The following is a 21,296-nucleotide window of genomic DNA, read 5'->3' as shown; positions in this document are numbered from 1 at the left end:
AAACCCGGAGCCGAATTCGATGAACGACAAATATACATTTTATTTATTGACGATAATGTTTAATTCTCTTGAGTTAAGGAACAGAATGAAGGGAATTACTGTCGGCTGATTTGCTTTCGTCTGTTTCCGGGTCAGGATCGGATGAATCTTCTTCCTCTTCTTCTTCTTCCCAGTCGAATTTTTCGCGCCGGATGGTGTACCTTCGGTAATAAAAAGCCAGAACAACTCCCCAGATGGCTCCCGACAAATGCCCTTCCCACGATATTTCGGGACGAATAGGAAGCAGTCCCCACACCAGTCCGCCATACAGGAACACCACCACCACCGACAGCGTAAGCAACCGTACATCGCTGCGAATAATTCCGCTTACAAAATGAAAAGCCGCCAGCGCATAAACAACGCCACTTGCGCCTATGTGCCAGGCTTCGCGCCCTATCAGCCAGGTGCTTACCCCCGATAATACATACAACAAAAAGAAAATCTGATAGGTAATGCGCCGGTAAAAATAAACCAGCATAAAGCCCAGTATGAAAAATGGGAGAGAGTTGGAAATCAGGTGGCTAAAATCAGCATGAATGAACGGCCCCAACAAAATGCCTTTTAATCCGTCAGTATGCAAGGGGAAAATACCGTAACGCGTGAAATCGAGGCCAGCGGTAACTTCAACCAGTTTTACGATCCACATCAACAAAACAAAAGCCGCCGGAAAAAGAAGACTGTGAATAAAAATCTTCTTTTCCACTTCGGTGTCTAGCTTTGTCGGGTTGCTTGGATAGTATCGGAACAAACTCATTTTTACTTTTGGATTAGTTTTTTTCGCAATTTTCTCTGCAGATGCATCTGTAGAAAACATCGGCTAAAAAGCTTCTACTCGTTTTTTAGTAATTGTTTTATCAGCTTCACAAAATCATGAATCTCATCTTCGGTTGTGTCAAACGAAGTCATCCAGCGCACTTCGCTGCGTGCTTCGTCCCACATGTAAAAATAGAATTGTTCCTTTAATGGTTCAACAATCCTTGGAGGGACGATGGCAAAAACACCGTTTGCTTCTACAGGGTGGGTAATTTTTATTTCCGGAATTTTAGCCACTTCGCTTTCTAAAAGTTGCGCCATTCGGTTGGAATGACTGGCATTTTGCTTCCACAAATCATCCTTGAAATAGGCCTGGAACTGTGCTCCCACAAATCGCATTTTAGAATACAACTGCATACTCTGTTTGCGAATGTACTTGGTGTATTTTGTCAGTTCCGGGTTAAAAAACAGTACAGCTTCTCCCGACAACATTCCGTTTTTGGTGCCGCCAAACGAGAGTACATCTACCCCACAGTCGCGGGTAAAAGCCCTGAAATCAAGATTCAGCGCTACAGCTGCATTAGAGAGTCGTGCGCCGTCCATGTGTAAAAACATGTTGTGTTTGTGTGCCAAATCGGCCAGCGCGATAATCTCGTTGGGTTGGTACACCGTACCCATTTCTGTTACCTGCGAAATAGAAATGACACGGGGTTGAGAGTGGTGTTCAAATTCGAAACCTTTCAAATGGGGGAGTACCGCCTCTGGAGTTACTTTTCCCTGTACAGGCTCCACCGGAATCAGTTTGCATCCCGTGAACTTTTCCACGGCGCCACATTCGTCTTCCTGGATATGCGCCGTTTCGGCACAAATAATCGAGTGATAACTTTGGGTAACCGTTGATAAACCCAGAACATTGGCGCCGGTTCCGTTAAAAACAAAAAATACCTCGGTGTTGTCGCCAAATCGTTCTTTGAAGAGTTCCACTGCCTTTTCTGTATACGGGTCGTTTCCGTAACCTGTAACATGGCCCTGGTTAGCTGCTTCAATGGCCTTTAAAATAGCGGGGTGGATCCCCGAATTATTATCGCTTGCAAATCCTTTTCTAATCGTCATGATGCTGGTGTTAAAAAGAATGTTTGTTTGAAATAAACACGTTTATTTGTAATTTTTGCTGGTGTTTTTAATACGCATAAAGTAAGAAAAAATCAAAATCAATTAAAAATGGAAACGTCACTTCCACTTGCGCAAAAACTATATTTTTTAGCTATTCGTCCTGAAAAGGGCGGAATTAGCCCACATTGCTATTCTGCGCTTGATTACATTGTGCTGGGCGCCTTGTTTATGGAACTTTACGTGCAGAAGAAAATACGCTTCGAAAACAAGCGTATTGTGGTGTTGGACACAAAAACTGAGAATGAACTGCACCGTTTCCTCCTGTTAAGAATGAGTGAGACAAAAAGTCCGCGAAAGATATCCCGGTGGATCAATAAATTCTATTTTTCATTAAAATACATCCGGGGAGAAGTTCAAAAGGGATTGCTCGATCAGCGGTTGATTCGCATGGAGGACAAACACTTTCTTTTCTTTAAATGGAAGAAGCCTTTTGTGCTTAATTCGCAGGAATTAAGAAGCCTGGAAACAGAAATTCGGAATCTGATCATAAAAGGAACACGTGAAGAAGAGCAGCTGATTTTACTGTCGTTCCTGGTTCCGGGAGGATTGTTGTACCGGTTGTATTCAGAAAACAGTAAACGCAGGGAAGCAAAAAAGCGCCTAAAAATGCTGATGGTTGGTAACCCGGTTTCCTCAGCTGTTCAGGATGCAATTTCTGCTGCCCAGGCGGTAGCTGCTTCTGCCGCAGCAGCGTCGGCAGTTGCCGGTTCAACATCATAATAACAGGGAAATGACAAAATTGAAAAAGATTGTATTAATGACAACAGGGCCGGGTGTCCTTTTGGTGAAGGCCGTGGCTGTCTTTATCCAGTTTTTTACGGAACACAACGCCAAGCCGGTCATAGTTGGCGGGTTGGTCATTTTCTTTTTGATATTTATTCCTCTGTATTCGCTTGAGTATTTCAGACAGGAACTTCAACACGATAAAAAGAGAAATCTTCACTTTAAACGAAAGAATACGCGGACTGAATGGCGGGGGGGAAATATTCACGGAAAAGTGCCACACGAAGAGGAAAAGCCGGGTAAATTTTTCAATAAATAAAGGCACGCTTTGCGAAATATTCGGGGTGTGTTGTCTAATTGTTTTGAATTCAGAAGCTTGGGAAGTTGTCGGGAAAGTGTTAATAAAAAATCGGCTGTTTCAAGGCATATTTGGTTATCTTTGGTCATCCGCAAAGCAGGGTGCACATTATGGAGAATTTCATCGTATCAGCAAGAAAATACAGACCAGACTCATTTGAAACAGTGGTGGCACAGGCTTCCATTACCGGAACACTAAAAAATGCCATTAAGAGCAAACAGCTGGCTCATGCCTATTTGTTTTGTGGTCCGCGTGGTGTGGGAAAAACTACCTGCGCGCGTATTTTTGCCAAAACGATCAACTGTACCAATCTTACTCCGGATACCGAAGCTTGCAACGAATGCGAATCGTGCAAGGCTTTTAACACAAGCCGCTCGTTTAATATTCATGAACTGGATGCGGCCTCGAACAACTCGGTGGATGATATCCGAACGCTGACCGACCAGGTGCGGGTACCCCCGCAAATGGGAAAATACAGCGTTTACATCATCGATGAGGTTCACATGTTGTCTTCGGCGGCATTTAACGCTTTTCTGAAAACACTGGAAGAACCACCCAAGCATGCCATTTTTATTTTGGCTACCACCGAGAAACATAAGATTATTCCAACGATTTTGTCGCGTTGCCAGATTTTCGATTTTAACCGTATTGGAGTGGCTGAAATAACCACTCACCTTGAATACGTGGCAAAAAGCGAAAGTGTGGAAGTGGAAAGTGCCGGTTTAAATATTATTGCGCAGAAGGCCGATGGTGCCATGCGTGATGCACTTTCTATTTTTGACCAGATCGTTAGTTTCTCCGGAAAGAAGATTACCTACCAAGATGTGATTACCAACCTTAATGTGTTGGACTACGATTACTATTTCCGCCTGGTGGATGAATTCCTGAAAAACAATGTAACGGAAGTGTTGATGATCTTCAACGACATTCTGAATCATGGTTTTGACGGGCATCATTTTATTACCGGATTAAGCAGTCACCTGCGCGATATTTTGGTGTGCAAAGACGCGGTTACGGTTCAGTTGCTGGAAGTGGGCGGAGACATCAAGGAAAAATACAAGGCACAGGCCATGATTGCCAACAGCGATTTTCTGCTGGAAGCTTTACAGATTGCCAACGAGTGCGACATGAGCTACAAAGTGAGCCAGAACAAACGCCTTCTTATCGAGCTTGCCCTTATCAGGATAGCACAGCTAACCTTAAAAAAAAAATAGCTGACGGTCCGGATGATATTCTGGAACCTATTTTTACCGGTGTAGATGTCAAAGAAGAAGCTCCGGTAACACCGGCATCCAAACCCGCTTCCAAACCTGTAGCGGCTCCGGTTGCCAGGGAAGCAGAGGCTAATTCATCTCAGCCTGCCCCCCGGGTTGTAAAACGAAGAAACGGAGGATTGAGTACCCCCTCTATCAAGCGGGCCTTAAAGGGCGAATTCGACGATGAAAAGCAAATTTCAGCCAAAGAACAGCACGAACTTTATTCGAAAGCCGGAGAGACCAACCCTTTTACTGAAGAACAGTTAAAAGAAAAGTGGGACGCATTTTTGCCCCGGGTTGAAGACCGTCCGAGTATAAAAGCTACTTTATCGGTGCTGCCAAAAATTCTGGATGACTTTTCGTTGCTGCTGGAAATTGATAACCGGATCCAGGACGAGATGCTGGCCGAAATTCGTCCCGAACTTGTTTCTTACCTCAGAAAGGAGCTTCGTAATTCCAACATCAACCTGAAAACTCTTGTAACGGAAATTAAACGCGAAAAAATTATTTATTCCGACATTGAAAAATACCAGGCCATGGCCGAAAAAAATCCAAACCTGGCACTTTTGAAGAAAACGCTGAACCTCGATTTTTAGGGAGCCAATCGTTTGATGATCCAGTTCTCGGCTTGCTTTTCGTACACAAGGCGATCGTGTAGCCGGTTTGCGCGGCCTTGCCAGAATTCAAATTTCAAGGGATGCACCCAATAACCACCCCAGTGTTCGGGACGCTTCGGATCGGCGCCGTCCAAACGATTTTTCATTTCAGCAAATTTTTCTTCCAGGTAAGCACGTGAAGGTACCTCGGTGCTTTGTGCCGAAACAGCTGCTGCAATTTGGCTGTCGAGCGGGCGCGAGTGAAAATACTGTTCCGAAACTTCCTCCCCTGTTTTTTCTGCCATCCCGGTAATTCGGATCTGTCTTTCCAGTTCCGCCCAAAAGAAATGAAGGCTGACTTTTGGGTTTTGCGCAATGGCCCTTCCTTTTTCGCTGTGGTAATTGGTAAAAAAGGTAAAACCTTCGTTGCCAAAATCTTTCAGCAGTACAATTCTCGATTGGGGAAAGCCATCTTCTCCAACCGTTGTCAGGGCCATGGAAGTGGCATCCGGCAATTCCAACGCAAGTGCTTCATTCATCCATTGCGAAAAAAAGTGAATGGGATCAGGCGCTGCCTCTTTTTTGGTAAGTGCTGCCTTTTTATAGTCTCTTCTTATCGAATCCAGTTTCATCTCGTACAGTTTTCAACCAAGAAACCCCTCACTCCGGTTTTTGTTTACCGCATGAACCAATATTTGTAGCTGCTTGTTTGAAATACAGACAACTAAGTGTTTAATTAATGCAAGAGATTATGAAGAAGTTAATGGTTTTTATAATGCTGCTGGTGGGGGTTTCAAGCTACGCAGGGAACAAAATGGGAAAGCTTTCAATAGGAGATAAGGCTGTTCTGACCGATGTAAAAATGGTTGACGTTACCGGGAAAGAGGTTTCGCTGAACGATGTGAAAAAGGAAAATGGCTTGTTGGTTCTGTTTTCAGGGAATACCTGTCCGTTTGTAATGAAATGGGAGGGAAGGTACAACGATCTGAAAGCCTGGGCCGATAAAAACAAGGTGGGCATGATTGTGCTGAACTCAAATTACCAAAACAGGGATGGAGCAGATTCGATGGAGGCCATGAAGAAGAAAGCAAAAGAACAAGACTACCGGTTTTACTATGTGGTAGATAAAGAGTCGCAGATTGCGAATGCTTACGGAGGGCAGACAACGCCTCATGCTTTTCTTTTTAATAAAGATTTTGAACTGGCCTACAAAGGTGCCATTGATGATAACTACGACAGCGCAGACGATGTTAAACAGGCCTATTTAAAGGATGCTATCTTCAGTTTGTCGGAAGGCAGAGAAGTAGCCACCAAGGAAACCAAACCCGTTGGCTGCAGCATTAAACGGAAACTGGATTAAGTGGATTGGAAATTGAAAAAGCTCTCAGCAAAGGTTGAGGGCTTTTATTTTTCAAAAAAGCTAAAATGAACCTTTCCGTAGTTTCTTATTTCCCGAAAATCCGGGTGTGAGCTAAAGTCGTATTCTTTTGGGTGTTCCAGGATAAAAACACCTTCGGAGGCCAATATTCCGGCTGAAAGTACGGCATCTACAATTTTCTCAAATGCGGGCAGATCAAATGGAGGATCAGCAAAAATAATGTTGAATGAGTCGTGTGATTTTTTTAGAAATTTGAATACATCGGCTTTAAAAACCCGGGCATTTTCAATTTCCAGCGTTTCCAGAACTTGCAGGATAAACTTGTAATGAATAAAGTCACTTTCAACCAGTGTTACCTGTTTACTGCCCCGGCTGACAAATTCGTAGCCCATACTACCGGTTCCGGAGAAAAGATCGAGCACATTCTTGGTGGAGAACTCGTAACGGTTTTCCAGAATATTGAACAGTCCTTCCTTGGCAACATCGGTGGTTGGCCGCGCTTTAAACTTCTTCCCGGGATGAAACATCCTTCCTTTGTATTTTCCTCCAACTATTCTCATTTTCCGTTAAATAAACAAGGATATTCTGAAATGGTTTTTTGATCCAATCCGCTGGTTTCATTGGCTGTGGGAGCAAAGTAATCCACTGAGCGGAAATATTTCTCAAGCATCTCGCAGGAAGCCGTTAGAAATACGGATTTGCCGGCGAGGTAAGCTGCGATATTTTTGGGCGTAACCTTGAATTGTTTCAATGCGGTTAAGATGTAATAAACGGCATCGTTTGCGTGTTTTATGCTAAAGGCATTGCACAGCTTCAACTGTCCTTCATCAAAATAAATAACGTACAATTCTTTTTCGTCAAACAAGAGGCGAACTTGTTTTTCCTGTGCGTCTTTCTCGTTTGGGCGGAGCAGGTTTTCTACTCCATGCTGTATTTGGAAAGACTCAAAGTGGTCGTTCAGGAAACGTTTCAGTTCAGGTGGCAGCAGAAAAAGCAAGCGGGCATTCAGTTGTTCGGCTACTGAAACTGCATATTCCTCTGTTTGCACCGGAAATAGCATTCGAATTGTATCTGAAAAGATTTGCTCATCATTCAGATTGTCCGGTAGCAGGGTGAAATGGGGCCCCATCCAAATAAGCTCCAGTGCTTTGTACTTTTTCTGTAAAAGTTCTTCTTCGTGTATCCAGTCTTCCAGTCTTCTGGTGACGAGTTGTTCGTTGCTTATTTTCAGATCAGTATGTTTGAAAACCAGCAGGCTGTTGTCGTTTGCTTTTCGGATACAAAAAGAAAATCCATTCAGGCTAACCTGAATGGATAATATGTATTGTAATGATTCTTCGTTACGAAAAGATTCGTTTAAATAGTCATACATGTGATTTATTCCCAGTTTCCTGCGTTGTTATTAGCTTCTTCCAGTGAACCCACTTTTAATCCGGGATATTTATCGTTGGTACGACGCTGGTCGTTCATGTTAATGATCAGTTGTTCGTCAAGTCCGCGGAGAATAACATTGTTATGTGCCTTTGCTTCGAAAAGCGGAACTTTGATACCTGAACCTGTAGTAAGAATGGTTTGTGCCAAATGGAATTCAGTTGGCTCACCCGGAACCGGAACATAACGTAAGCTGTTGGCGTCGTAGTTGCCTCCAAAAAGTGCTTCAATAACGCTCACTCTAACAGTATCACGAATGATCAACCCCATCTGGATGGCTTTCTTTTCCGTAATTTTTGCTTCAATCATACTGTCGGTCAATTCTCCGATGGCTCTTACGTTACGTACTGAGTCGTGTGCAACAAAGTTAACCAAGGTATCCCAACTTCCTGTGAATTTTCCATACACATCTTTATAAGCAATTTGGGCTTTTCTAATGTCTTTAAGCTTCTGGATAGTTACAGCATAACGCGCTTCCTTGGCCTTATCAAATTCAATAGGGCGCTGAACACTTTGATAAATAAAATATGTTATAACAACTGCAGCAACAACCAGCAAGATCTGAATTACGGTTCTCATTTTTATTTTTTTATAGGTTCATTTTTCGTTTGCCTGCAAATTTATAAAAAAAAACAAATTAGTTTCCTTTACAAAAAGTTATTTTAGGCGTATGATCAAAAATCACCTGATAAATCTTCTTACCTCGAAATTGCCTTTTGAACCTACGGAAAGCCAAGGGCTTTTAATCGATGTTTTGGCTGGTTTTATTACTTCCAACGAACCCGATGAGTTATTATTGATTAAAGGCTATGCGGGTACCGGAAAAACAACCATGATGCATGCGTTGACGCAGGTTTTGGATGTACTCAAAATACGTTCGGTATTGATGGCCCCAACCGGCAGGGCCGCCAAAGTTATGGCGGGATACACAGGCAAACCTGCCTACACAATTCATAAAACCATCTACCGGCAACAAACATCCTCGGATGGAATGGGAAGGTTTGTGTTGAATAAGAATTTGTCTAAGAACACCTATTTTATTGTGGATGAAGCCTCGATGATCTCTAACGAGTTGGGCGAAAACTCGTTTTTTGGCAGTGGGCGGGTGCTGGATGACTTGCTGGAATATGTTTATTCGGGAGTGAATTGCCGGCTGATATTGGTAGGAGATACGGCTCAGCTGCCTCCTGTGGGATTAAGCATTAGTCCGGCACTGGAAGCCGCCGAGTTGGAACACTATGGTTTTGGTATACAGGAAATAGAACTTACCGATGTAGTCAGGCAGGCCGAAGATTCGGGGATATTGAGCAATGCTACCGAATTAAGAAGCATTATTGGAGATACTCCCGATTTTGAAGGTTTTTTTCCGATACAAATGGACGGGTTTGATGATGTTGCAAGAATATCGGGTGCAGAACTGATTGAAACGCTTACTACCTGTTACGATAAATACGGTTTGTTTGAAACCACGGTAATCACGCGTTCCAACAAGCGGGCAAATATTTTTAACAAGGGGATCAGAGGTTCTATTTTGTACAAAGAGAACGAAATAGAGAAAGGCGATCTGCTGATGGTGGTAAAGAATAACTATTTCTGGGCAACGCCTGATTCAGGAATTGAATTTATAGCCAACGGCGACATTGCTGAAATTATTGGAATAAACGGTTACGAAGAACTGTACGGTTTCCGTTTTGTCAATGTTAGTTTACGATTTGTTGACTACGAAAATGTTGAAATTGACTGTAAGATCTTTCTGGATACATTAACAATTGAAACGGCTTCGTTTTCGAACGAACAAAACCGGAGTTTATTTGAGGCTGTTTCGGAAGATTACATGGAGATACGAAACAAGCGGGAACGTTGGAAGAAGATCAAGGAAGACCCGTATTTTAATGCCTTGCAGGTGAAATATGCCTATGCGCTTACCTGTCACAAAGCTCAGGGCGGACAGTGGAAAGCGGTTTTTGTCGATCATGGATACCTGGTAGAGGATATGCTCGATACCGAATACTATCGCTGGTTGTATACCGCTTTTACCCGGCCAACGGAAAAACTGTACCTGGTAAATTTTGACAAGGGGTTCTTCGACGAAATGGAGTAGTGTTTCAGATCGTGTATTTGCGTCCTTCAATGGCTGCTTCTGTATTGGGGAACACCTCCCTGGTTTCCTCCACAAAACGCGAAATGTCTTTAAAACGGGCCGAAAAATGCCCGATCAAAAGTTTTCCTGCACCGGAAAGTGTGGCCATTTCACCGGCTTCTTTTGTGGTGGAATGAAGTGTTTTGCGGGCCAGCTCTTTAAGTTCCTCCAGGAATGTTGTTTCGTGGTACAGCAAATCAACTCCGTTTAAAATACTCGCATTAGCAGGGTAAAAAGCCGTGTCGGTGCAAAAAGCGTAGGAAGTTGGTTTGGATGCGGGAATGGTAAGGTCGACGTTGGCAATAACCTGTCCTTCTGCCGTTGTAAAATCAGCACCGGCTTTAATATCCTTGATGGCGGCAATGGGAATGTTGTAGGCCTTGATCATATCTTTCCGGATATTCGCCGGTTTTTGTTTTTCCCTGAAAAGAAAGCCGCAGGTTGGAATACTGTGTTTCACCGGAAATGAAAGTACCTCTACTTTCTTCGATTCAAAAATGAGTTGAGGCTTTTTAAAGTTAAGCGGGTGAAATATGGGCTTAACCGTCATATCGCCACGAATAAAATCGAGCTGTGGCTGAATCAGGGTTTTTAATTCAGAATGGGCATAAATATGCAAGTCGCTTTTAACTCCCATCAGGTTCATGGTCGAAATTAACCCAATCAATCCGTAGTAATGATCCCCGTGAAGATGGGAGATGAAAACATGCCGGATCTTGCTGAAACTGATCTTGTTACGTCTTAGCTGAATTTGCGTACCTTCCCCGCAATCGATCAAAAAACAAAACCCAGGTACTTCAAGTACCTGGGCTGTTGGATATCTGTTCGAAGTTGGTAATGCTGAATTACTTCCCAATATGGTCAGTTCGAAAGACATTGCTGCTCTACAGGTTATCCTTCTTCTCCAGTAATCTTTCGGCTTCTTCCGCGGTATCTGTAATTAACAGAACCGTGTGCAGCATCGAAATTTTAACCAGGTTTTCCACATCAGGTTGAAGGCCACATAGAATAAATGTTCCTATGGCATCTTCACAGAGCCTGTTGGCTACCAAAACTGCTCTCAGTCCCGAAGAATCGCAATAAGTAACGTTACTTAAGTCGAGAACAATGTTTTTTTCACCTTCATTATTGACAAGAACCAATTCCGATTTAAGGTCTGGTGCATTGTTGGTATCTAATCTGTCGGCGTGTACTTTTACCAAAGTATACGTTCCGCATTTCTGAATATCGAACGCCATGCTTCAATTTACGAAATTCAGTTTGAAATAACCAACTGCTTACTTGTCTTTTTTCTCTTCTTGCTCCATTTGAGTTTTCAAAGCAGCCAACTCGCTAATGTCGCCAAGAGTTGTTTTTTCGATGTTGTCGCTTACTGATTTCATCGCACGTTTGTTCGAACGTGACTGAGTTTTACGACTCTCAGTTTCTTCAGCGCGTTTTACATCTTCAAAAATTCTTGAGTGCGAAACAATGATACGTTTTGCCGATTTGTTGAACTCGATTACTTTGAAATCCAGTTTTTCGTCTTGTTTAACTGAAGATCCGTCTTCTTTTACAAGGTGACGTGGAGTAGCAAAACCTTCAACACCGTAAGGAAGGGCGATAACTGCACCTTTATCCATCAACTCAACCACAGTTCCTTCGTGAATTGAATCGGGAGTGAAGATGGTTTCGAATACATCCCATGGGTTTTCTTCCAGTTGTTTGTGGCCAAGGCTCAAACGACGGTTTTCTTTGTCGATGTCCAGAACTACAACTTCAATTGGCTCAGCAATCGCAGTGAATTCTGATGGATGTTTGATCTTCTTCGTCCAGCTCAGGTCTGAAATGTGGATCAAGCCGTCAACTCCTTCTGTGATTTCAACAAATACACCAAAGTTGGTGAAGTTGCGAACCGTTGCAGTGTGTTTTGAACCAACACCGTATTGTGTGTCAATGTTAGCCCATGGATCTTCTTTCAGTTGTTTGATGCCCAGTGACATTTTGCGTTCTTCACGATCCAGTGTCAGGATAGCAGCTTCCACTTCGTCGCCAACGCTTAAGAAGTCTTGTGCGCTACGCAGGTGCTGGCTCCAGCTCATTTCTGAAACGTGGATCAGACCTTCAACACCAGGTGCGATTTCAACAAATGCACCGTAGTCGGCAATAACAACTACTTTACCTTTTACTTTGTCGCCAACTTTCAATTCTGCATCCAGGTTATCCCATGGGTGAGGAGTCAGTTGTTTCAAGCCAAGAGCGATACGTTTTTTGTCATCGTCGAAATCAAGGATCACCACGTTCAGTTTCTGATCCAGTTCAACGATTTCGCTCGGATGGTTGATACGGCCCCATGAAAGGTCAGTGATGTGGATCAATCCGTCAACACCACCAAGGTCCATAAACACACCGTACGAAGTAACGTTTTTAACGATTCCTTCCAGTACCTGGCCTTTTTCAAGTTTAGCGATAATATCTTTCTTCTGTTGTTCCAGTTCAGCTTCAATAAGCGCTTTATGAGAAACAACAACGTTACGGTATTCGTGGTTAATTTTAACAACTTTGAATTCCATTGTTTTGCCCACAAAAATATCGTAGTCGCGGATAGGTTTTACATCAATTTGCGATCCTGGTAAGAATGCTTCGATTCCGAATACATCCACGATCATACCACCTTTTGTGCGGCACTTGATGTAACCTTTGATGATTTCGTCTTTCTCCAAAGCTTCGTTAACACGTTCCCAAGAACGGGTAGCACGGGCTTTTTTGTGTGACAGGATCATCTGTCCTTTTTTGTCTTCCAGACTTTCGATGTAAACGTCTACTGAATCGCCTACTTTCAACTCCGGATTGTAACGGAATTCGTTCAAGCTAACGATACCGTCTGATTTGTAACCTATGTCAACAACTACTTCTCTTTTGTTCAGCGAGATTACAGTTCCTTCCAGAACTTCTTTTTCTGAAACGGTGTTCAGCGTGTTGTTGTAAAGGTCTTCCAGGTCGCCTCTTTCTTTTTGAGAATAAGCATCTCTGCCGACTTCCAGGCTTGCCCAGTCAAATTCTTCAGTCTTGTTTTCTGTTTTGGCTTTGGCTGCTTTAGCAGGTTTTGCCTCTGTCGCTGCTTCTGCAACAACTTCTTCTTTCACGGCTGCTGCCGCTTCTTCCTGAACAGGAGTTTCTTTTACTTCCTCCTCAAGATTTACTTTCTTTTCTTCTGTCATGTAATTCTAAATAAACTAATGAGTTAGACATTATATTGATAAAATCGCGCGCAAAATTATAACTTAATTCATACCCTGCAAAAGTTTTCGCGTATTTTGTTGGTTTTGAGTTCAAAAAATAGCTTTCCGTGCACTGAATTTGAGATAAGTTCAGATACTTTCAAATACTTTTAATGCCAAATGGTTCAAAAATGGTACATTTGCTCGCATACTTAGGTAACGGTTTAAGCTCTTAGGAGTTTCAATACACCGCGAAAACTTTAAAACACAGATTATAACTTTTGAACAAAACAATTTGAAAGATATGAAAGGAATAATTCTAGCAGGAGGCTCCGGAACACGTCTGTATCCGATCACCCGTTCCATTTCAAAACAAATTATACCGGTGTACGATAAACCGATGATTTACTATCCTTTGTCGGTACTTATGCTGGCCGGAATCAGGGAGATTCTGATTATTTCCACCCCGACAGACATTGTTTTGTATGAAAATCTTTTTGGAGATGGTTCGCAACTGGGGCTAAAATTGTCGTATGTAATTCAGCCTTCGCCTGATGGCCTGGCACAGGCTTTTATTTTGGGTGAAGAATTTATTGGCGACGACAATGTTTGTATGATCCTTGGCGACAATATTTTCTACGGCTATAATTTCAGGTCGATACTCGAAGAGGCAGCCGATCTGAAAGATGGCGCGGTGGTTTTCGGTTATTATGTAAACGACCCTGAACGTTACGGTGTGGTTGAGTTTGATGAAAACGGGAAGGTGATCAGCATTGAAGAAAAGCCGGAAAAGCCCAAGTCGAATTACGCGGTAACGGGCCTGTATTTTTACTCAAACGATGTAGTAAAAAAAGCCAAAGGTTTAAAGCCTTCAAAAAGGGGAGAGCTGGAAATTACCGATCTGAACCGGCTTTATCTTCAGGAAGAAAGGCTGAATGTAAAGCTTCTGGGCCGCGGATTTGCCTGGCTTGATACAGGAACCCACGACAGTTTGCTGCAGGCTTCGAATTTTATTGCCACCATTGAGCAGCGTCAGGGGTTAAAAGTGTCGTGCATCGAAGAAATCGCTTTCAAAAAAGGATTTATCGACAAAGACCAACTGATAGAATTAGCCAAACCTTTAAGTAAAAATCAATACGGACAGTACCTTTTGAGCCTGGCCGAAAAACAAATTATTTCTTTTTAATCAATGAATGTAATTGAGACCGGGTTTCCGGGTTTGCTGATTATTGAACCACGGGTTTTTGAAGACAGCAGAGGATATTTTTTTGAATCGTATCAGGAGGATCGTTACCGGGAAGCGGGAATCAGTGCTTCTTTTATTCAGGACAATGAATCAAAATCGGTAAAAGGAGTGGTGCGAGGATTACATTACCAGTTAAACGAATTTGCACAGGCAAAACTGGTGCGCGTAATTCAAGGTGCAGTGTTGGATGTGGCAGTTGATTTACGCGCGGGTTCTCCTACTTTTGGAAAATGGTTTAGTGTGGAACTAAGCGCTGAAAATAAAAAACAGTTATTTATTCCGCGGGGTTTTGCACATGGTTTTTCGGTTTTGAGCGAAACAGCTATTTTTACCTATAAATGCGATAATTTTTACAACAAGGAAGCCGAACGATCGATCCATCCTTTTGACGGGAACTTAAACATCGACTGGAAAGTAGATGAGAAACAGTCCATTGTTTCAGAGAAAGACCTTGAAGCGCCTTTGTTTGTTGAGGCTCAAATGAATTTCAGTTTTTGACATGCGGATTTTAGTTAGCGGAGCATACGGACAGCTTGGAAGCGAGATAAAAACGCTTCGTTCAGAATATCCGGAGTGGGATTTTCTGTTTACAGATGTCGATAATCTCGATATTACAGATGAAAATGCGGTGGATCAGTTTATAGCCGGTAAAAATATCGACTTCCTGATTAATTGTGCTGCTTATACTGCCGTCGATAAAGCAGAATCAGACATTGAGACCGCCACGATAGTAAATGCGCTGGCGCCTGGTATTCTGGCCAAAGTGACAAAGAAATACGGCATCAAACTCATACATATTTCTACCGATTACGTATTTGCAGGCGATGCCTGCGAACCTTATTCTGAAGAAGATGACGTAAATCCGCAGGGAGTTTACGGTCGGACGAAATTAGACGGTGAAAGAAATGTTCAGGCACAAAATCCTGAATCGGTCATTATCCGCACGGCCTGGTTGTATTCGGTTTACGGAAATAATTTTGTGAAAACCATGTTGCGTGTAGGTCGCGAAAGAGGTGAGTTGGGAGTGGTGTTCGACCAGGTTGGATCGCCCACCAACGCGGCTGACTTGGCGCTGGCAATCCTTGATGTCATTGGTTTATCGGAAAAGGAACCCAAAAACTTTGTCCCAGGTATTTACCATTTTTCAAACGAAGGAGTTGCCAGTTGGTACGATTTTGCGGTGGCCATTTTTGAGATGGCCGGAGTGGAGTGCCAGGTAAGCCCGCTAACCAGCGATCAGTTTCCAACACCTACCAAACGGCCGCATTACAGCGTGTTGAATAAATCGAAAATTCGGAATACTTTTGAAGTTCGGATACCCTACTGGAGGGATAGTTTAAAAGTTTGTTTACAAAGATTGGAAAAAATATAAGTTATGGAGAAGAATGAATTACTGGAAGTAAAAGCGAAAGCAAAAGAATGGCTTTCTGATACATACGATGCACAAACACGTGCACAGGTGCAGGCTCTGCTTGATGCGGAAGATCCTGCTGAATTGGTAGATGCTTTTTACAAAAACCTGGAATTCGGAACCGGTGGTCTTCGCGGAATTATGGGTGTTGGCACCAACCGGATGAATATTTATACCGTGGGTGCTGCCACTCAGGGCTTGAGCAATTACCTGAAAGTAAATTTTGCTGGGCTTGATGAAATTAAAGTGGCGATTGGCCACGATTGCCGCAACAACAGCCGTTTGTTTGCCGAAACCAGTGCCAAAATATTTGCCGCCAACGGCATCAAAGCTTATTTGTTTGAAGACCTGCGTCCAACTCCCGAGCTTTCGTTTGCCATTCGCGAACTGGGGTGCCAGAGCGGAATTATCCTGACGGCTTCTCATAACCCGAAAGAATACAATGGCTATAAGGCTTATTGGGACGATGGATCGCAGATTGTTGCTCCGCACGATGAGAACATCGTAAACGAGGTGGCCCGGATCAAACCCGAAAACATTAAGTTTGACGGACCCGATGACTTGATCGAAATACTGGGAGAGGAAATGGACAACAAATTCCTTGAAAACGTGAAAAAGGTTTCCATTTCTCCCGATGTGATCGAGCGTCACAAAGACATGAAGATCATTTACACGCCTATCCACGGAACGGGAGTGAAACTGATCCCGGCGGCATTGAGAGCTTTTGGCTTTACCAACATCATCAACATTCCGGAGCAGGATGTGGTGAGTGGTGATTTTCCAACGGTTGTTTCTCCCAACCCGGAAGAACCGGCAGCCATGGAAATGGCGACTAAAAAGGCTGCTGAAATAAATGCCGATGTGGTGATGGCTTCCGACCCCGACTCTGACCGGATTGGTGTGGCCGTGAAAAATGATAAGGGAGAGTACGTTATTCTGAACGGAAACCAGACCGCCCTGCTTTTCTTCTATTACATTATTGTAAACATGAAGAAAGAGGGAAAACTGAAAGGCAACGAGTTTGTGGTGAAAACCATCGTTTCCACTGAAATGATTGCCGAAGTGGCCCGCCGCAACAACATCGAATATTACGATGTGTACACCGGTTTTAAGTTTATTGCTGAAGTAATTCGGGATAACGAAGGCGTCAAAAAATACATTGGCGGTGGCGAAGAAAGCTTTGGTTTTATGCCCTCTGATTTTGTGCGCGATAAAGATGCCGTTTCAGCTTGTGCATTAATGGCTGAAATTGCAGCGTGGGCAATGGATCAGGGAAAGAGTTTGTACGAACTTTTACAGGATATTTACCTCGAATACGGATTTTCGCGCGAGAAAATGAAATACGTGGTTCGGAAGGGGAAAACCGGCGCCGAAGAGATTCAGCAAATCATGACCAAATTTCGCAACGACCCTCCGAAAGAACTGGGTGGTTCGCCAATGGAATGGGTGAAAGATTATTCAACGCTGGTGGCGAAAAACCTGATTACCGGAGAAGAGAAAAAGATCGATCAGAAAATTACATCCAATGTATTGCAGTTCTTCACCCAGGAAGGAACCAAAATTTCGGTTCGCCCATCGGGAACAGAGCCAAAAATTAAGTTCTATTTTGAAGTAAAAGGTGAGCTTGAATCCAGGGCGGATTTTGATGCGGCCGAACAAAAGGCCGATGCAAAAATTGATGCCATTATGGAAGAGTTGGGCCTGTAATTCTTTTTTGTCAGAAGAAGAATTGAGCAAAACATATTACGGTGGCCGGTTACATTGACCGGCCACTGATTTATTAATACCAAAACGACTAAATCATGAAGATCATTTCTTTAACTTTTATTTTAATGGTTTTCGGCGGTTTTGCAATGGCTCAGAATGATGAGTCGATGCAAATGAAGCCGGAAATGACCGAAATTTGGGATCCCGAAGTATCGGTTATTACCCCTGGTGAAAAGCCTTCGGATGCACCTTCGGATGCAATTGTATTGTTCGATGGCACCGATTTGGGCCGCGAGTGGACAAACGGCGACGGGGCAGAACCCGGCTGGTTGGTGGAAGACGGCTGTGCAACGGTGAAAGCAGGAACGGGAATTATCAAAACCAAACGCGTTTTTGGCGATGTGCAGTTACACATCGAGTGGCGCTCTCCTTCCGAAGTAAAAGGAGAAAGCCAGGGACGCGGCAACAGCGGCGTATTTCTGCAGGAAACCTACGAAGTGCAGGTGCTCGATAACTACAACAACCGCACTTACCGCAACGGGCAGGCAGGTAGTTTGTACAAACAACATGCTCCGCTGGTAAATGCCTGCAAAGCGCCGGGTGAATGGCAAACATACGATATCATTTACACCGCACCACGTTTTAACGAGGATGGCACCTATTTTACACCGCCAACCGTCACGGTGCTTCATAACGGTGTGCTGGTTCAAAACCATGTGAAACTGCGCGGACCAACAGAATACATTGGTATTCCTGAGTATTCAGTACGGAAACACGGAAAAGGAAGCATTATTCTTCAGGACCACGGAAACCCGGTGAGTTACCGAAACATTTGGATACGGGAATTGTAATAAAATACCGAAGGCCTGGGAGATAACTTCCGGGCCTTTTTGTTACGAGTTTAGTGTTCAGAGTGAGTAAAGAATTGGGTATCCAGAATCCGGCATCCACTTTCCTGTTACAATGCCTGCTTTGGGGGCTGCAATAAGCTCTTCAACTCAAACAATAACCGCTTGAGTTACAACAATGCCTGCTCAGATCGAAACAATAAGCACTTGAACCTCTGCAATGTGTGCTTGATCTGAAACAATGTCAGGTTTGATTCGTGCAATGACTTCTTTAACTGAAACAATGTCAGGTTTGACCTTTGCAATAACCACTTGAAGTTAAACAATGACCGCTCAGAGTATAACAATGACCTCTTGAACTCGAGCAATGTGACCTTCCCCTAAAAAATAAAAAGATACACTGCTTACATCCGAATGCATACTTTTGGCTGCGCCGGCAAGGCCCGGTAAATTGCCTTGGCATCGTTTTCTGAAATTACCAGCTTAATGCCCGGGTAATAGTCGGGTACCCTGAACTGAATGGTTTGCGTAAGGTTGTTCTTTATCTCAAGGTAATCCTGTTTTAGCCAAAGCCAGTTTTGCCACCGGTTGGCATGGGTACTTGTGTCGGTGCCTTCCACCCTTATTTCGATCCCATTGCCGAGCACGATAAGCCAGTGCACATCTTCGTTTTTTACAGTGTCGATCACATGGCTTTGGCTGGCATATTCAAGCGTATCTTTGGGAGCTTTTTTTACGATCACCGGAATTTTCTCAATAGTAGCCTGCATGTTTGTACAGGTCGTTTCTTCACCAAAATAATGATGATAGCCCACGGGGTTGAGTTCCTCAAAAAAATGATCGGTTTTAAATTCGAGAATCGGTGAGGTTTTTATCACCACGCCTTTCAGTTCCAGTTGCAGGATGCTGTCTTTTAGATTAACCGATAGACTGATGGAGTCGGTTTTTGAGGTTTTTAGTCTGCATTCCACCCAGTTCCGGTCCTTAAAAGCACTGATCCAGGCCGAGTCTTTTACGTTGTTAAAAGGAACATCCACATCCTTGATTTCGGACAGGCCCTTTAATTTTTCCTGTACCGAAACGATCGACAGTGCAGCATACTGGATAACAATAAACAGCAGTGCGAGGGGCAGCAAAAAAGCCAGCCACCTTTTTTTCGATGTTTTTTTGCGAAAGCCTGATTCCGGATTTTCCATGTTAATAAATAAAAACTTTTGCGCCAACCGGCAGTGTTTTAAATACCGCTTCCAGGTCTTCGTCGCCCATTCTCACACAGCCGTGAGTGACGGGCAACCCGAGGAAGCGTTTGTAGAGTGTCCCGTGTATCAGGTAGCCGTCTCCCAAACTAAGCGCGTAATCGCCCAATACTCCGTGTTCGTAACGCGAGGGATCTCCGGCCCGCGGAATGGGCAGGCCCTCTTCAATAAATGCCCAGTCGGGTTTTCTCCAAACCGGGTTAACCGTTTTTCCTTTAATCGAGAACACCCCTTTGGGAGTTTCGAAAAGCCAGTTTTTATCGGTTTCGGTTTCCAGTTTTATATAGCTTCCGGTAGAACAGATTCCTTCGCGGATCAATTGCCTGTTTTTGTACAAAAAGAAAGTGTTGTCGGTGGTGTTGATCACCAGGTAAACTCCGCCGGGTGTGAGCCGGTCAATCTTTCTTTGTAGCTGGATGGTTTCTATCTGAAGCATTTTTACATCGGTAGGCGACACATTGTTGACCTCTTGCTCCGGAAGAAAGCGGTAAATAGCGGCTTGGTTTTTTATCCACGGAACTCCTGCAAACAATAAAAAGATAAAAGCCGTCACTGCACACAACTGGATCAGGGTAAAGCCCAGCCAGCCCTTTAAAAGCGAGCGTATTTTTTGAATAGCTTTGAGGTGGAATTTAGTGGGCATGTCCGTTTTCATTCTGATACGTTTTTGCCGGTTACTTCCTGCAGCGGACGGATTGATCCGATAATAACCACCGGCGTTCCAACAGATACGAGTTTGTAAAGTGCGTCCATGTCGTCGTTTTTCAGGGCAACACAGCCATCGGTCCAGTCGAGCCCTTTTCCGCCCAATCCATGAATTTCAATCAAGTTGCCAATATCAGCCTTCGCGGGTATTAGTCCGCTTTTTTTGTTTTGCTGAAAGCGTTTCCGGTCGTCGGCATTCGGGTAGTTGATTAACAGGGCTTTGTAGAACTTCGTCGATGCCCCGCTTTTCTTTTGGGTAATTTGGTAGTTTCCTTCGGGTGTGGCTTTGTCGCCCTTCTTTTTCTTGTCGCCCATCCAGTTTACGCCCAGTTCGGCGTTAAAAGTTCGAATGGCCTTTTTGTTTTGATAAACCGTACAGGTGTGTGCCAGTTTGTCGACCACAATAACCTTTTTCCCGTTTGCTGATTGCTGGATGGCCGCCTGGGCCTGTTTTTGCCAGGCACTGTGTTCGCTAAACCAGGAGCTTAACAGGTTTTCTGCTTTGCTGTTCGACGAGTTTATCAGTTCTTTTGCCTGCTGGTAGCTTTTTTCTGCTTCGCCCAATCGCTTGTTTTCCCAGGCAAATTTTGCTTCCGACAGTTTTATAACTCCTTTGTGGTGTGTTTTTGAAACGTTGGCAGGTAAGGGCAAATGTTTGTAGTAGCGTTTGTAGGTATCAATTTTCCTTTCCAGTAGCGCAATTCCCTCCCGCAATTTGCTGCCTGCCGATTTTAATCGTTTTCCTGAAAGTCCTTCTGCCTCGGCTGCTTTTTCAATGGTAACAGCTATCCATTTGTTCAGGTCGGTATAATTCCTGAAAAGAAAAAAGCGTTTGTTTTCTTCGGCCCAGCAAACCATTGCCGAGTCGTAAGCCTGCTCTGCCTGTTTGTAGGCATCGGCAGCATAAATCTGTGCTTCTGCTTTTTTGGCCTCGCTTAAACTTTCAAGGGCCATTTTCATTTCATTGAGTGGCGGCTTTGGCGCTTTGTAGCTCCAGATGCCCAGTCCGGCGGTGGCCATCACAATTATTCCAACTCCTGCAATCGTTCTTCTTCTCACCTTCATCAAAAAAACAA

The 21,296-nt window shown here is 43.7% G+C and carries 23 protein-coding genes; 11 read left to right on the top strand and 12 right to left on the bottom strand.

What is annotated here, in order from left to right; all coding sequences use genetic code 11:
- Positions 1-73: 73 nt before the first annotated feature.
- Together D1614_RS21455 and D1614_RS21450 are read right to left on the bottom strand one after the other, a co-directional pair.
- Positions 74-793, bottom strand: a complete 720-nt coding sequence (locus tag D1614_RS21455; RefSeq protein ID WP_162304595.1) for a rhomboid family intramembrane serine protease — start codon at positions 791-793, stop codon at positions 74-76.
- A gap of 74 nt (positions 794-867) precedes the next feature.
- Positions 868-1,905 (bottom strand): threonine aldolase family protein, encoded by a 1,038-nt coding sequence (locus D1614_RS21450; protein WP_119440047.1) that lies wholly within the window; start codon positions 1,903-1,905, stop codon positions 868-870.
- Positions 1,906-2,013: 108 nt separating this feature from the next.
- Here D1614_RS21450 and D1614_RS21445 point away from each other — a divergent pair, with 108 nt between their 5' ends.
- The 4 genes from D1614_RS21445 (at position 2,014) to D1614_RS21430 (ending at position 4,898) form a co-directional block, all read left to right on the top strand.
- On the top strand, positions 2,014-2,685 hold the full coding sequence (locus D1614_RS21445) for a GOLPH3/VPS74 family protein (protein ID WP_119440046.1): 672 nt from the start codon (positions 2,014-2,016) through the stop codon (positions 2,683-2,685).
- Between the two features lie 10 nt (positions 2,686-2,695).
- Positions 2,696-3,007 carry a hypothetical protein gene (locus tag D1614_RS21440; RefSeq protein WP_119440045.1) on the top strand — a complete coding sequence of 104 codons (312 nt, stop codon included), beginning with the start codon at positions 2,696-2,698 and terminating at the stop codon, positions 3,005-3,007.
- Positions 3,008-3,156: 149 nt separating this feature from the next.
- The gene (locus D1614_RS21435; RefSeq protein ID WP_119440044.1) at positions 3,157-4,260 is read left to right on the top strand and encodes a DNA polymerase III subunit gamma/tau; all 1,104 of its coding nucleotides are present in this window, start codon (positions 3,157-3,159) and stop codon (positions 4,258-4,260) included.
- Complete coding sequence (locus tag D1614_RS21430) at positions 4,167-4,898, top strand: DUF8439 domain-containing protein (protein ID WP_119440043.1); 732 nt, start codon at positions 4,167-4,169, stop codon at positions 4,896-4,898. Before D1614_RS21435 ends, D1614_RS21430 begins: the two co-directional genes overlap by 94 nt.
- On the opposite strand, the gene pdxH is transcribed toward D1614_RS21430, so the two are convergent.
- Positions 4,895-5,530 (bottom strand): pyridoxamine 5'-phosphate oxidase, encoded by a 636-nt coding sequence (gene pdxH / locus D1614_RS21425; RefSeq protein WP_119440042.1) that lies wholly within the window; start codon positions 5,528-5,530, stop codon positions 4,895-4,897. The genes D1614_RS21430 and pdxH overlap by 4 nt on opposite strands.
- Before the next feature lie 119 nt (positions 5,531-5,649).
- Between pdxH and D1614_RS21420 the strand changes: the two genes are divergently transcribed.
- On the top strand, positions 5,650-6,258 hold the full coding sequence (locus D1614_RS21420) for a thioredoxin family protein (RefSeq protein WP_162304594.1): 609 nt from the start codon (positions 5,650-5,652) through the stop codon (positions 6,256-6,258).
- A 44-nt stretch (positions 6,259-6,302) separates the two neighbouring features.
- Here the strand turns inward: D1614_RS21420 and rsmD are convergent, their stop codons facing one another.
- Genes rsmD through D1614_RS21405 form a run of 3 tightly spaced genes read right to left on the bottom strand, consistent with a single transcriptional unit; the run spans position 6,303 to position 8,286 of the window.
- Positions 6,303-6,836, bottom strand: coding sequence for a 16S rRNA (guanine(966)-N(2))-methyltransferase RsmD (rsmD, locus tag D1614_RS21415; protein ID WP_119440040.1), 534 nt, complete (start codon positions 6,834-6,836; stop codon positions 6,303-6,305).
- Positions 6,833-7,648 (bottom strand): DUF3822 family protein, encoded by an 816-nt coding sequence (locus D1614_RS21410; RefSeq protein WP_119440039.1) that lies wholly within the window; start codon positions 7,646-7,648, stop codon positions 6,833-6,835. The genes rsmD and D1614_RS21410 overlap by 4 nt, the downstream gene beginning before the upstream one ends.
- A gap of 5 nt (positions 7,649-7,653) precedes the next feature.
- The gene (locus D1614_RS21405) at positions 7,654-8,286 is read right to left on the bottom strand and encodes a hypothetical protein (RefSeq protein ID WP_119440038.1); all 633 of its coding nucleotides are present in this window, start codon (positions 8,284-8,286) and stop codon (positions 7,654-7,656) included.
- Between the two features lie 91 nt (positions 8,287-8,377).
- Here D1614_RS21405 and D1614_RS21400 point away from each other — a divergent pair, with 91 nt between their 5' ends.
- Positions 8,378-9,808: an ATP-dependent DNA helicase gene (locus D1614_RS21400; protein WP_119440037.1), complete on the top strand. Its 1,431-nt coding sequence runs from the start codon at positions 8,378-8,380 to the stop codon at positions 9,806-9,808.
- A 4-nt stretch (positions 9,809-9,812) separates the two neighbouring features.
- Here D1614_RS21400 and D1614_RS21395 read toward each other — a convergent pair whose 3' ends face one another.
- Genes D1614_RS21395 through rpsA form a run of 3 tightly spaced genes read right to left on the bottom strand, consistent with a single transcriptional unit; the run spans position 9,813 to position 13,047 of the window.
- Entirely contained in the window at positions 9,813-10,724 is a 912-nt protein-coding gene (locus tag D1614_RS21395) for a ribonuclease Z (protein ID WP_119440036.1), read from the bottom strand.
- 7 nt (positions 10,725-10,731) lie between these two features.
- Positions 10,732-11,085 carry an STAS domain-containing protein gene (locus tag D1614_RS21390; RefSeq protein ID WP_119440035.1) on the bottom strand — a complete coding sequence of 118 codons (354 nt, stop codon included), beginning with the start codon at positions 11,083-11,085 and terminating at the stop codon, positions 10,732-10,734.
- A 39-nt stretch (positions 11,086-11,124) separates the two neighbouring features.
- A complete protein-coding gene (gene rpsA, locus D1614_RS21385) occupies positions 11,125-13,047 on the bottom strand; it encodes a 30S ribosomal protein S1 (RefSeq protein WP_119440034.1) in 1,923 nt (640 codons plus the stop codon).
- Positions 13,048-13,351: 304 nt separating this feature from the next.
- Between rpsA and rfbA the strand changes: the two genes are divergently transcribed.
- The 5 genes from rfbA (at position 13,352) to D1614_RS21360 (ending at position 18,262) form a co-directional block, all read left to right on the top strand.
- Positions 13,352-14,233: a glucose-1-phosphate thymidylyltransferase RfbA gene (rfbA, locus tag D1614_RS21380; RefSeq protein WP_119440033.1), complete on the top strand. Its 882-nt coding sequence runs from the start codon at positions 13,352-13,354 to the stop codon at positions 14,231-14,233.
- A gap of 3 nt (positions 14,234-14,236) precedes the next feature.
- Positions 14,237-14,791: a dTDP-4-dehydrorhamnose 3,5-epimerase gene (gene rfbC / locus D1614_RS21375; protein ID WP_119440032.1), complete on the top strand. Its 555-nt coding sequence runs from the start codon at positions 14,237-14,239 to the stop codon at positions 14,789-14,791.
- A 1-nt stretch (position 14,792) separates the two neighbouring features.
- Entirely contained in the window at positions 14,793-15,665 is an 873-nt protein-coding gene (gene rfbD, locus D1614_RS21370) for a dTDP-4-dehydrorhamnose reductase (RefSeq protein ID WP_119440031.1), read from the top strand.
- A gap of 3 nt (positions 15,666-15,668) precedes the next feature.
- Positions 15,669-17,411, top strand: coding sequence for a phospho-sugar mutase (locus tag D1614_RS21365; protein WP_119440030.1), 1,743 nt, complete (start codon positions 15,669-15,671; stop codon positions 17,409-17,411).
- 95 nt (positions 17,412-17,506) lie between these two features.
- A complete protein-coding gene (locus D1614_RS21360) occupies positions 17,507-18,262 on the top strand; it encodes a 3-keto-disaccharide hydrolase (RefSeq protein ID WP_119440029.1) in 756 nt (251 codons plus the stop codon).
- A gap of 401 nt (positions 18,263-18,663) precedes the next feature.
- Here the strand turns inward: D1614_RS21360 and D1614_RS21355 are convergent, their stop codons facing one another.
- The 3 genes from D1614_RS21355 to D1614_RS21345 are packed head-to-tail and all read right to left on the bottom strand — an operon-like array spanning position 18,664 to position 21,279.
- Entirely contained in the window at positions 18,664-19,455 is a 792-nt protein-coding gene (locus tag D1614_RS21355; RefSeq protein ID WP_119440028.1) for a hypothetical protein, read from the bottom strand.
- Between the two features lies 1 nt (position 19,456).
- On the bottom strand, positions 19,457-20,170 hold the full coding sequence (locus D1614_RS21350; RefSeq protein ID WP_206610110.1) for a L,D-transpeptidase: 714 nt from the start codon (positions 20,168-20,170) through the stop codon (positions 19,457-19,459).
- On the bottom strand, positions 20,167-21,279 hold the full coding sequence (locus D1614_RS21345) for a L,D-transpeptidase family protein (RefSeq protein ID WP_162304593.1): 1,113 nt from the start codon (positions 21,277-21,279) through the stop codon (positions 20,167-20,169). Before D1614_RS21345 ends, D1614_RS21350 begins: the two co-directional genes overlap by 4 nt.
- Positions 21,280-21,296 lie beyond the last annotated feature (17 nt).

This window comes from Maribellus luteus (genome assembly GCF_003576475.1).
GTDB lineage: Bacteria > Bacteroidota > Bacteroidia > Bacteroidales > Prolixibacteraceae > Draconibacterium > Draconibacterium luteum.
The sequence above is the reverse complement of the archived record's forward strand: the minus strand, read 5'-3'. Positions and strand labels throughout refer to the sequence as shown.